Genomic DNA, 12022 nt, shown 5'->3' with positions numbered 1-12022 from the left:
GTAATATTCCCTGCCAGGTGATGCACTTAATACCACCTCAGAATCAATTTCTTTGCAGAAGAGTATTTCATGACGATATTTTTCAATATCACATCATTCTGAATCTTCTCTCGCCACTTATCATTCAGTAAACGCGGATACATATTTTTAAACTGATTATTTGAATCAATAAAATATGATGAATCTCTCTTATCCAGTGTCAACCACAAGAGAGAAATAACATGACTTATCAAATCAACGAGAATTATACCCTTAACGATGTATTATTTCATGCTCTGACGGAGCATATGGAACGTATGCGCGACCGTTACTCTGACATCATTCCTCTACGTATGGATTTCGCTTATAAGACGACCAGTAAACGCTATGTTTACCGATATCGGGATCGCTGGGATATGGACATGTACCGGCTGGCAGAAAGAGTTATGAGAGCGGGTGTTGTTATTGGCTATGCGTGGGTGATGGAGTTCACTTATCAGCATGGCCTGCACTTTCACGCCATGTTTTATCTTGATGGACAACGTAAGCGGAACTGTTACCGCTCTGCGCGGGTGATTGCTGAAGAGTGGCGAAGCATTACGGATGGTGAGGGGATATTTGAGAACTGCCAGAAGAAGGTTTACCACAAAGTTAATGGTGCCAGATGCCTGCACCACTCAGACTGTAAAGGCTATCGGGACCTGGCGTTTATTCTTAGCTATCTGGCTAAGCAAGAGCAAAAAGAAGACTGTGAAGGCCCTGTATTCTGGCTGAGTGAGATAAAGCCCAGAGGACGAGGCGGAAGGCCCCGGATCAGAAGTATCGGTAAAAAATTACGTCAGTGAGTCATCGTTTGAAGAAGTCTGCACCATTCGAGTACCAGGCTTCTTCTCCCTCACCACCAACGGAGAACAAACGATGGCCACTCCTACAGATATTCTCAATGACAAATTTGTCGATATGGCATTTATCACTCAACTCACAGGCCTAACCGACAAATGGTTCTACAAACTCATTCAGCTCGGCGAATTTCCTAAACCCATTAAGCTGGGCAGAAGCTCTCGCTGGCTTGAGAGCGAAGTGGAAGCCTGGTTGCAGCAGCGCATCACTGACTCGAGAGGCTGATATTATGAACGCTACGACAAATCCTCCATGCCGGATTTATGACAAATGCAGGCGGAGCTTTCGGCCCGAGCTCCAGTCCTTTCTGCTGACGACTGATTCTGCATGCCGTTACTGTATTTCACTACAGCATTTGCCTGATATGACCAGATTTCGATCTCCATTAACCTGGCTTAATTCCACTTCATGCCTATTGAAGTGGTCAACAAAAACTGGCCACAGTTTTAGAGTTTTTCCTGACAATCGCTCTGATTCATCGAGTGTTAAGCCACCGTTATATTGGTAGGGTCTGGGCTGGCTGTAATAACCAATGATGTAATTCGTTATTGAACTATTTGCTTCGCTATAATTAGCGTATCCACAGTTCGGTACCCATTCTGATTTCAGGCTGTAAAAAAATAGTTCCATTGGGCTGTTGTCCCAGCAGTTCCCACGTCGACTCATGCTTTGCTTTATACAATAGCTCCACAGTAACCGTCTGAAAATATGTTTAAAATATATGCTCTCATATCTAAAAAGGGTGGATGACTTCCCGCACCTCTTTAGAGAAGGCGACCGCTGCAAAAGATGAAAGAAACAGGATAGAGCCCAGTTCAGTAACGTGCAGCGCCAGACTATATATTCAACTGGTCCGTCTGAATTGAAGAAACTTTACTATCATTATCCTGGGCGCGAATTATGCAGCGTCGTTTTTTATATTTAATGGAGAATAAAATGGAACGGATAAAAGATGCAGAACTCCACAGACGCGTCTCTTGGGGTAGCGTCATCGCCGGGGTGGTAACGGTTATTGCCGTTTCCCTGCTGCTGACAACTCTGGGCACCAGTCTTGGACTCTCTCTGCTCTCCCCTCAGTCAGATGATGTGGTTAACGGTGCAGACAAGGCGGTTCTCGCCTGGTCCGTGGTCTCAGTAGTTCTGAGCCTGGCCTGCGGTGGTTTTGTCTCAGGCCGACTCGCGGGCGTTGACGGTATCATTCATGGTTTTTTGTCCTGGGCCACTTCACTGCTTGTTGCTTCCGTGCTGGGCTTTGCCGCCGCGGGCGGCATTCTGCACATGGCAGGAAACGCCGTGGGTGCCACTGCATCAGCTGCAGGATCTGCGTTGAGCGGTCTGGGTAACGTGACTGCGAAGGCGGGAGGTGCGGCGACTGATATCGGACAAAATATCGCTGAAGGACTGGGGTTGAACACACAGATCTCCGGCGGGCAGGCAAATCAGCAGATAATGGATGCCCTGCGTAAAAGCAACATTAAAGAGCTTCAGCCTGAGTTCTTGCAGGCGCAGCTTGAGGATGCGGGACATGACCTTACCACAGCGGTTAAAAATATGGCTGTAAACCCGGGCAACAGCGATGCAATTCTGGATGAACTCAGCAGTAAATTAAAATCCCGTGCTGAAAGCATTACTCAGGGTGTTGACAGGAACGAGGTAAAAAAAGCCCTGGCAGATAATACCAGTATGTCTCCGGAGGAGGCCGACAGAGCCGTAAATAACATTATTGAAGCCCGAGAAAAAACCGCTCAGGAAGTCAACAAGCGCATAACACAACTTGAAAGCAGACTGAATGAAGCCAAAGCTCAGTACTATGAGTTTAAGCAACAGGCTAAAGAAAAAGCAGATGCCGCTGCTCATGCAGGAGCTGTTATTGCACTCTGGTCATTCTTTGGTCTGCTTGCTGGCGCCATCATCAGTGCACTGGCCGGACTGTGGGGAGTTAATACTCACCCGGCTTACCGGAAAATTCAGGCATAGCGGCGACGCTCTTATCTGACTCAGTTTCAGGACTTGCTGGCATGGGCTGAACACGCCTGAAATATATGCCCACAACAAAGGCCTGCGTAATTAGCCGCAGGTCTTTATTGTTTTTATGGTGCTCCCTCGGCCATGCATGCAGCAAAATTATCCATAATTGCGGTGGGAAAACAGGCAATGAGCCTGTGGGTAACGGCCGCCTTGTTGTAAGTATCCCGCTTAACCGAACCATTCACTTTTAGAGATCTTCCGACATACTGATTATGTCATCGGAGGAGATCGTCATGCGAAAAGACCGGCTTACCAGAAGCAAAACTCCGCGAGCGTAGCACTGCCTGCGGAATAACCCCTTTCCGTCAATACTGTTCTCGCTGGACGCTTACGTTGATAACATGCCGTTTTTCCTTACATCCGTGATTCATACGACAGCCACCCGTAGGTCATCGGAAAGACCACCTCAAAGAGCGACAGTAATTACGGAAAACTTTCCCTATACATCCGCCCCAACCTGCATAAGTGACCCTGAGCAAAAATACTGCTCCATTCAGAAACAGAGTTCCGACATGATGAAGAGCCTGAGCGGAGGTTGTGCCGATGAAAAAGTCAAGATCCACCGAAGAGCAGGTTTTTTGCCCTGAAACAGGCTGAACTGGGTACAAGCATGCCCGAAATCTGTCGTAAGCTGGGTACTTCTGATGCCATATTCTATACGTGATACAAGAAATACGACGGGATTTATCCTGTTATCTCGTTCAGGAGTTCAATTTTTCGCTAATCGTTACTATGTCACTCGCATTATCGTGAAGGAGACTTATCTGCAAGCAGCCTGTTGCGTCAAGGGGCTGTACGCGCATAATTTATTAGCTGCAGATTAAGCCCAGACATTCCTGATATGACTTTATCAACGATTTGAGCAACATGATGAACGGTTCATTAATTGGAACGTTGTGTTTGGGATAAAACAGCAGGTACTCAACACCTTACAATGTCATCGAACGCCCTAGTGTAAACGTATTGCACCATTGTTGCTTGTAATGCCATTTGGGACTATCCCTTCCCAAGGAAAAAACCATTTTCACGTTATGAGCCTCGCACATTTCTCTTGCGCTCTGAATATTCAGATACATAAGAACACTGCCAACACTCAGGTCTGTATAGGTAGGATCGTACCCGCCGTTGATACAGTCGAAGAAATACCATTTCTTGCACTCCGCTTTAAACACTAAGTCGTAAGCGCATGGCTTTCCTTGGATCACTAAGACATGACCAAAAACCAAGTGACGTAATGCCCCAAAAACCTCTGATAAGACATCCTTTGAGTAGCATTTGAGGGTGTCCCCCCAACGCAGTTTGAACAGAGTGCAGTAAATATCACTAAGTTCATCATTAGAAAAACGATCTACTGGACAACATTCACCGCCTGCCCGAAGAAACTTTTTGAATGCCTGGCGTCTCTTCTTATGCGTGGCATTCGAAAAATCAGGTTTCACAACGCATGTTTTCCTTTTCATTCTACGCCAATAAATGCAGTTGTAGAAATCTCCAGCATGAAAGGGGGAAAGCTGCTTTGTTCGAAAGGGCAGAAAAATCCTTTTTGCATGTTTATTGTAAGGAATAATAATGTCATCAAACAGGAAAGGATAAGCGGCGCTGCCGGCGCGAATATCTTTGCCTGTGACATATGTCGCACAAATTAGCTCTCCTTTTTGCATATAAGCATAAAAAGATGGTCCTGGCTCTTTATCACTGAGAAAGCGAAGTATATCCGGATGCGAACAGATGCTTCCGCCAAAGCGTGAATAGGCCTCTTTATATGTGTTGAAGTCCGACGGGACCCAGCCATTTATGTTAATACCCTTAACCCCTCAAAGTTATTGAAATAAAAAGTCACTTTCATCTTTTTATTTCAATGTGTATTCATCAGATAATGAAGTGTAAGTAAATGCTGACGAGCGAATCTTGAAATAAATTTTCCATGTTTTGTTCCAGTAAACCTGTATATTTAATTGGTTTCTGACAAACTGGAATGACAGGTATTATCTCAACTAGTAAGTAAATATTATCTAAACACAATGACATCACTATCCAGTAAGAGTAAATGGCGATTAAACCTTAAAGAAATTTTGATCGAGGAAATGGTGTAGACTGTCTTATATGTAGACTCTACGCTTCGTGCAGATTAATTTTTAACAGTATCACTAAGGGATGGAGAAATGAATATCTCTTTTGATAACTTATCATCACTTTCGCTTAGGCAATCGCAGTAAGCTCGCCGATGTGACGCTGTCATTTATCCAGTGATTAATTCTGAACTTACACAAATCTCACACAGACAAAAATTGGATAAAGAACTATAAAATCAATCAATTACTCGCCTCGTTTGTTTGCATCAACAAAAAGTGAGCTGTCTGACATACAGGCACTATGCAATTGCAGTGTTGATTTTCTCGTGTGATAAAAAATGACCTATTAACGAGCTTATCATATGCTATATTCCCTCAGGTTTGACAGTTTTGTTTTAGCAAACTCACAGGATAAGAAAATGAAAAATCCACATTGGCTTTCTGGACTGTTGATCGCGACAACTATCGTGATGAGCGGATGTTCGTCCTACGATCCGGTGCAACTACGTCAGCAGCAATTAAGCAATAACTATACATACTACAGGCTTGATCCCCCCCTTTATAACGGCGATGTCGTTCAGTACAAACTCAAAGATGGCAGCCGTGATACTGTCACTGTTCAAAGCACCACTCTGCGAGGGATTATAACCAGTACCGGGCAGGAGCTTCCTTATAAGGACATGATATCCTTGGAGCGAAAAGATATCTCCAAAGGTAAAACAGCTGCTGCAGTAGGGGCTGGAGCGACTGCTACAGTTGTGGTGCTGGTAGCGGTATTTGCCGTCGCTGTGGGGGCTGGTTTTGCTGCGATTATAGCGGGTACCTGAGTCAACAGATACTTATCTCCACATTCGCAAAGCCAATAATGAGATAGCCTTTTTTATTAACGGAAGGCTATCTCTTTCAAAGAATCAATTCACCAGGCGCATTTCACCCAAGGCTAGTTTTGTTGAATAAATCAGGTCTGGATAAACATCCCCGTAGAGGGTAGTTGCTCTCAAACAAAAAAACGCTTTCTGGCATATCTGCCCTTATCATTTTGTTCAGTGTGTGCACCATTGCTAAAGCCTCTTATGCCTGACCTTCCTCATCACGCAACGTCAGTGAACATCCGAACTGATACTCCGGTATATGCCAGAATGAATGATATATAAAATTTCAGTATAAGAACTCCTTTTATTTTATGAGATGCCATTGAAACCATTGTTTATTTTCATCATTCATAGCAATCGGTGGATTCAAGTCAGAAGTACAACGCTAAATACCACTCACAGACCTGCAAAAACTATCCATATTCCCTGGTTATTCTCCTTGCATTAAACACACCATAAACGAGCGGGTAAAATTAATGTGTTTATTATGTTTCAAATGTTTATTTGGAACGCGCAATTACTTTTTCTTACTTATTTTACTTTCTGCAATACAGTCTCTTTCATGATGAATATTAAGGGAATTCCTTTTCTTTTTCAAAATTCATGATCGGTTAAGGCGATCAATACACTATAAAACAATAGGCCCCGCCATTTAATTGTATTTTATTGATCGTTTTGTCGATATTAAATTGAGAATGTATCATTCCGCCGTTTTCCCGAGTCATTCTATTCGCGGTACACTGAGCGGCCTCTGGAGCGAGTGGGGGGACTTATTCCAGTACAGTGGCACGGGTTTCGCCAGCTACGGCAACTGGTCGTCGGAGCAGGCGAGCAGCGGCAAGCACTACCTCGTCACCCTGTACCAGGCCCACGCCGGCAGCAACTACGACACCTACATGTTCTGCGTGGTGTGTCGTCAGGGTTTTTAGCATTTAGCCTTTAATTTTTAACCTTTGGTTTTTTATTTTTAATTGCGTTTATCTTCCCCCGCGCTGCTTACGCGGGGGAGTCTGAGGAGAAGGCATGATGGAGATAAAAGAGAGGCTGGCGCTGAACGCCCGTCCGGCAAAGCTTACGCTTATCCGGACGGGCAGGTTCCTGAAATGTTACCAACAGTTGTTGTTTTCACGGGTGCATGCACGTGTATCCGGATATCAAAGTTACATTGCTCATGGTGCTTTTATGCGGCTGACGACGTTAGTGGATTCTGCCGAGAGGCAAATCACGCGCTGGCAGGGTTGGTTTATGCGTCGTGATGCGGGGAGTGGTACACCACATGAACAGTGACGTATTGCAGATAGTGCTGACGGATAACAGCTGGCTGTACGCAGGGCTTGCGGCACTGATGCCGGAGATGCTCTGCCTGCAGGCAGGCTTCTGTGCACACCGTCTGCCGCGGGAGGTGTGGGTTGCGCGGCGTATCATTATCGCGGTGGACAGCCGGATAGTGTTCCGGGGGGAGTGGACCGTGTTTAACGCCCTGCAGGTCCTGCGACCTGACGCCACGACGGTCTGGCTGACACGGGAGGAGACCGGGCGGGTATTTCCGGCCGGAAGCCGGGGAGACCGTATTGTGGCGCAGAAGCAGAATATTGTCTCGCTGCGTCTCGCCCTGAGAAGGTTGTCACTGTGGGCAGATCCCCGAAGGGAAGAGGTGCGTGTTGCAGGCAACGGCCTGACGCTGACGGAGCGCCGTCTGCTGCCGCTTTTTCTGTCAGGGATGAGCGTACCGGCACTGTCGCGACTGACGGGCAGACCGGTCAAGACGCTGTATACGCACCGGCATAAAATACTGGCGAAGACGGGATTCCGGCAGATGGCATTTTTACAGTTTGTGTATGAACGAAACGGGGGACTGCCGGGTATTCCGGAGCTGGAGACACCTGATGACACGACGCCAGGGAACCAGGAAGAGGAGGAGACAGGCGAATGTACCGTATAACCGCAGTCATCCACAAGGCGGGAGGCGCACCGGTATTGTGGACATATTATTCAGCGCGCCGGCTGACGCAGACGGAGTGTGAAAATATGCTGTCGCGGGCCAGGGAAGCCGGAAAGGGGCATGGATTTCGGGTCAGGCTGACGGAGTTTTGTTGTGAGAAGGCGGAAGATGTGAGGATTATTCAGCAGCCAGTGTAACGATGCTCCGTGAACGAGGCAGAGGGCTCTGCATCAGGGCAAAGAGGCTCCCGGGGCATACAAGGCACCGGAACCGCAACGCGGTGACGCTCGCCTGTAAGGGCGCTACGTTCTTGACTGCGTCCTCGTATATCCAGTTCACCGCGCGCGCCGTCTTCGTCGGTCGCCACCATAGGTATGCGCTCGCTGCGTGCGCGGCTCAATGGATTGTCGAAACCAGGTGTGCGGTTTTTGCCGGAGAATTCCTTGAAGCGAGCGCCGAAATCGTCCGCCTGCAAGGACAGACCGACCTCGCGTAGCAGTGCAAGCGTAGGCATTGCTTGTTTATGCTGAGAGTACCGTTCCGGTTTGGCCTGGTTTTCTACCGGGTTCATCAACTGCCACAACGTGGTACCGAACGCGCTCAAGGTGCGCATCTTTGTCAACAGTTCTGGGTACCCTTGCTCGAGGAAACCATCGGCGAGGCCTGATACGTGTAAAATGTTGGCATAGTGTGCGTATCAGACACTGACAGCCACAGTCCCTGGGGGACCGGGAAGCCGCCAAAATTTTGGCATGCTAACAAAGTAAGACAAAAAAGCCCCGGTAATAAATACCGGGGCTCTGACTCTTATTGTGACAGTTTCAGATGCGTGTTCAGCTTCAGAAGTTGTACTTCACACCCACCATCGCGGTCGTATCGCTGTAGCCCTCATCGCCAATCTGCTGACCGACATTACCCCACAGTTGTGTACGTTTAGTCAGCTGGCCTTCCAGACCCAGCTTCACTTCGCCGATGTTGGTGGCACCGGCCTGCTCCAGTGATACGCCGTTCATTGCAACTCCGTTACGCTTCGTGTTGTGCAGCCAGTTCACTTCCACAAACGGCTGGAAAGAGCGGCTTTTACCGTTATCGATACGGTTGTGACCCTGCATAAAGGCGCGCATGCCCAGACGGGTCTGAACGTTGTCGTTCCCCTGGGTACTGATACGGGTTCCGTTGCTCTCCGTCAGGTCATCCGCCTTCACGCCCATCCAGGTCACCTGTGCCTGCGGCTCAATGAAGTAACCGGTCGGGTTATCTGCTGCACCGGACTGACCCACCGCGAAGGTGTAGCCGGTTTCCACTGAGGCCGTCAGTCCTTTTGATTTGTAGCTTTCAGCCGCAATCGCATCCCCGTTCACATGGTTGTTGAACCAGCTGTACATCAGCTGACCATCCACATACGCCCCGGTTTTGTCCGCATCATGCTGATACCAGGTGCCGTAAAGGCCTGCGCTGTAACCTGTCACGCTGCCTTTTGAGCTGTATCCGGATACGCCGGACCGGGTGTTGTTTTTGTTGTTACCGTAGCCAGCCATCAGCCCGAGGTGGAACCGGTCATGGTCGGTGTTGCTCCACTGTGCCAGGTCACCACCCAGTTGTGCCACATAGGTGTTGCCGGTAGTTTTCAGCTGCCCGCTGTTATCGTGGAACTGGTTATGGTTCCCCACCTGGCGCAGCCACAGGCTGGTCACATTACCTTCTGCATCCAGGGCATTCATGTAGCGGTTTTCCCCTGCGCGATCATGCAGGGTGGTCAGAAACATGGACGACGCGGCCTGGTTGGCGATGTAGCTGCCGGCTTCCGGGCGAACCACATGATGAATCGGGGTGGGTTTCGGGTCAGGTCCCAGACCCAGACCCAGACCCTGACTCAGTCCAGTATTATGGCTGTCCAGGTACCAGCTGTTATTTCGGTTCATCAGTTTATAGTCATATGCGCCGGCGACAATACGGCCTTTTTGCTTAAAGGCATTCGCCGTTGAGGTGCCATTCACATGGATAATCTCAATGCCGTCCACCGTTTTGGCGCCGGTCCCGCCGATGTTATTGACGGAGACATTTGTGGTGCCCGCCGCATTACCGGTGATAACCAACTTGTCGGTGGCGGACTTATCACCCCCCAGGGCAGTGTTGAACAGCAGGTTGCCGTTGTTGCCGGTATAGTTACCCACGGTGAGCACCGTACCCACATTATTACCATTTGCCAGGGAAACCGCTCCGCCGTTGGCCAGACTGCCAATAGTCGAATTGCCGGTCAGGTTCAGGGCCGTACCTGTGGCCAGATTCATGCCGGTGACGTTCTGCATGGTGCCGGTCCAGCTGGCACTGTTAGCCAGGCTGATACTGGTGGTACCTTTGTTGATGACGTTGCCGTTAAGGGCAGAGTTGTTGACGTTGACGCTGGCTGATGCACCATCATAAACATGCAGCGCATTGCCTGTCGCTCCACCATGCAGCTGAGTGCCATTGGCAATATTAATTGTCGTCCCGGTACTCCTCACATAAATAGCATCACCTGTGGTTCGCGTTGACGTTATCAGCGCATGATTGAGATTGAGCGTAACCTTTTTATCTGATTTGGTTTCATCCTGCGCATGGATCCGTATACCTTGACTGCCCCCCGTAATACTTGAATCAGCAATATTAATCTGTGATGACGTGTTCTTGTTACTGTACCATTGGCTATTGTTGTCGTGAATATTTAATCCCGCCGCGTATCCGTCACTCGTAACAGATGCACCATTGACAACATTAATTACATTTGATTGGTTTTCACCCGCAGTGCCGATGTCTATGCTGTTAGATATTACGCCGCCATTAATGGTTAACAACCCATTTCCCTTATAATCAATAGCAAGAGAGCCGCCATTGATTTTTGCCTGGTTCAGAATAATTTGAGAGGCCTTGCTTTCTGGGGATTGATTAAAAACATGCAATCCGATTAGTCCACCAGTAATCTGTGATTGATTGACGGTAATTTTCCCTTGATAGTTTTTGACAATAACTCCCTCACCGGTCTTGACCGTTACAGGATCAGAGCCACTTGTCCTGTATGAGCGAACAATAGCTTTAGGACCAAAGGTAATATTGTCAGATTTAGCCGCGCCAGTAATGGCTACACCGGCACCTTCATATATTTCTTTATCCTCAATAGCAACAGATGATGCTTTATTCTCAATCAGAACATTGTCGAATATAGCAGTGCCACCTTGCATATCGACAGTACCGGCAACATCATCATTAGCATTGTCATCACTGATGCGTAACAGGCCTTTAGTTCCATAATTCACATTTGAATTTGTCGTGGTTACCGGACCTATACGCCCTGCACGATTAAGATTAACTTTGGAGTCAGCTACTGCGAGAGAATTTATTTCCAGAAGTCCGGTTCCTGCAGGATTTTCATCGAAATCAACATGCGTTTTGTTGATGACATTAATATCCTGTCCGCCAAAGCTTACTTTCACCACATGAAAGTGACCATCGCTATAATCACCTGCGAATGCCAAATCCACAGCACCTGGAATGGCAGTCAGGACAAGGATAGTCAGAAGACGCGGTTTGAAATGTGCATTCATCATGCAAAAACTCCACTTATATTGTGAACGAGGGATAATAGAAGACAAATATCAATTATGTCGATCATTGATTTTTTGTTGTAAAACCAATTACCGATTTCGCGGGCAGTATAATTAATAATTTTTTATCTTGAACTACGTCTCAAAATGCAAGTAAACATTTCAATGGAAAGCAGTGTTTCCGGTTTTTGATGTAATTTAACTGTCAGGCAACTTATTTCTTCATGAAATAATACACATGGATAATGCGGTCACAGATTAATGACTTATCAGAAACATCTTCATTCGTTGTCCAGGGAACACCTGCAGATACGGGTCTGATGTAAAATGCCGGCACAGGCGTAATGACACCAAGAGCTTATCGATGGCCAGATTCGCTACCTTTTGCATCCTATCTGTACCCCCCGGTATTTCAGGTAGCGATAAAGTGTGACTTTAATAATTATAATATTTTCTGCGATCGTATTATGGCAATCGTTGGATTCAAGTCAGAACTACAACGCTAAATACCTCTCACAGATCTGCAAAAACTATACATATCTCCTGGTTATTCCCCTTACATTAAACACACCATAAACGAGCGGGTAAAATTAATGTGTTTATTATGTTTCAAATGTTTATTTGGAACGCGCAATTACTTTTTCTTAC

General features: G+C 47.2%; 11 protein-coding genes and 2 pseudogenes. 9 read left to right on the top strand and 4 right to left on the bottom strand.

Annotation, left to right across the window (positions count from 1 at the left end):
* Nucleotides 1–221 precede the first annotated feature (221 nt).
* Together FOC35_RS03380 and FOC35_RS03375 are read left to right on the top strand one after the other, a co-directional pair.
* On the top strand, nucleotides 222–824 hold the full coding sequence (locus FOC35_RS03380) for an inovirus-type Gp2 protein (protein ID WP_172568132.1): 603 nt from the start codon (nucleotides 222–224) through the stop codon (nucleotides 822–824).
* Nucleotides 825–897: 73 nt separating this feature from the next.
* Nucleotides 898–1104, top strand: a complete 207-nt coding sequence (locus FOC35_RS03375; protein ID WP_172568131.1) for an AlpA family transcriptional regulator — start codon at nucleotides 898–900, stop codon at nucleotides 1102–1104.
* 199 nt (nucleotides 1105–1303) lie between these two features.
* Here the strand turns inward: FOC35_RS03375 and FOC35_RS03370 are convergent.
* A pseudogene (locus tag FOC35_RS03370) lies at nucleotides 1304–1584 on the bottom strand (IS3 family transposase); the annotation flags it as partial.
* 231 nt (nucleotides 1585–1815) lie between these two features.
* Between FOC35_RS03370 and FOC35_RS03365 the strand changes: the two are divergent.
* Together FOC35_RS03365 and FOC35_RS22730 are read left to right on the top strand one after the other, a co-directional pair.
* On the top strand, nucleotides 1816–2856 hold the full coding sequence (locus FOC35_RS03365) for a CAP-Gly protein (protein ID WP_172570315.1): 1041 nt from the start codon (nucleotides 1816–1818) through the stop codon (nucleotides 2854–2856).
* A 594-nt stretch (nucleotides 2857–3450) separates the two neighbouring features.
* Nucleotides 3451–3565 (top strand): annotated as a pseudogene (locus FOC35_RS22730) (transposase); the annotation flags it as partial.
* A gap of 271 nt (nucleotides 3566–3836) precedes the next feature.
* Here FOC35_RS22730 and FOC35_RS03360 read toward each other — a convergent pair.
* Nucleotides 3837–4619 carry a GNAT family N-acetyltransferase gene (locus FOC35_RS03360; RefSeq protein ID WP_256380171.1) on the bottom strand — a complete coding sequence of 261 codons (783 nt, stop codon included), beginning with the start codon at nucleotides 4617–4619 and terminating at the stop codon, nucleotides 3837–3839.
* A 779-nt stretch (nucleotides 4620–5398) separates the two neighbouring features.
* On the opposite strand from FOC35_RS03360, the gene FOC35_RS03355 reads away from it, so the two are divergent.
* The 5 genes from FOC35_RS03355 (at nucleotide 5399) to FOC35_RS03335 (ending at nucleotide 7990) form a co-directional block, all read left to right on the top strand.
* Complete coding sequence (locus FOC35_RS03355; protein ID WP_172568130.1) at nucleotides 5399–5806, top strand: hypothetical protein; 408 nt, start codon at nucleotides 5399–5401, stop codon at nucleotides 5804–5806.
* Nucleotides 5807–6546: 740 nt separating this feature from the next.
* Nucleotides 6547–6780, top strand: coding sequence for a hypothetical protein (locus FOC35_RS03350; RefSeq protein ID WP_172568129.1), 234 nt, complete (start codon nucleotides 6547–6549; stop codon nucleotides 6778–6780).
* A 94-nt stretch (nucleotides 6781–6874) separates the two neighbouring features.
* On the top strand, nucleotides 6875–7138 hold the full coding sequence (locus tag FOC35_RS03345; RefSeq protein WP_172568128.1) for a hypothetical protein: 264 nt from the start codon (nucleotides 6875–6877) through the stop codon (nucleotides 7136–7138).
* Nucleotides 7128–7793: a transcriptional regulator gene (locus FOC35_RS03340; RefSeq protein WP_216845778.1), complete on the top strand. Its 666-nt coding sequence runs from the start codon at nucleotides 7128–7130 to the stop codon at nucleotides 7791–7793. The genes FOC35_RS03345 and FOC35_RS03340 overlap by 11 nt, the downstream gene beginning before the upstream one ends.
* Nucleotides 7781–7990 carry a DUF1187 family protein gene (locus tag FOC35_RS03335; RefSeq protein WP_172568127.1) on the top strand — a complete coding sequence of 70 codons (210 nt, stop codon included), beginning with the start codon at nucleotides 7781–7783 and terminating at the stop codon, nucleotides 7988–7990. Before FOC35_RS03340 ends, FOC35_RS03335 begins: the two co-directional genes overlap by 13 nt.
* On the opposite strand, the gene FOC35_RS03330 is transcribed toward FOC35_RS03335, so the two are convergent.
* The gene (locus FOC35_RS03330) at nucleotides 7975–8415 is read right to left on the bottom strand and encodes a hypothetical protein (RefSeq protein ID WP_254065358.1); all 441 of its coding nucleotides are present in this window, start codon (nucleotides 8413–8415) and stop codon (nucleotides 7975–7977) included. The two genes, FOC35_RS03335 and FOC35_RS03330, sit on opposite strands and share 16 nt — an antisense overlap.
* 217 nt (nucleotides 8416–8632) lie before the next feature.
* Nucleotides 8633–11377, bottom strand: coding sequence for an autotransporter outer membrane beta-barrel domain-containing protein (locus tag FOC35_RS03325; RefSeq protein WP_172568126.1), 2745 nt, complete (start codon nucleotides 11375–11377; stop codon nucleotides 8633–8635).
* Nucleotides 11378–12022 lie beyond the last annotated feature (645 nt).

The sequence above is a fragment of the Cedecea sp. FDAARGOS_727 genome (genome assembly GCF_012273235.1).
Taxonomy (GTDB): domain Bacteria; phylum Pseudomonadota; class Gammaproteobacteria; order Enterobacterales; family Enterobacteriaceae; genus Cedecea; species Cedecea davisae.
The sequence above is the reverse complement of the archived record's forward strand: the minus strand, read 5'-3'. Positions and strand labels throughout refer to the sequence as shown.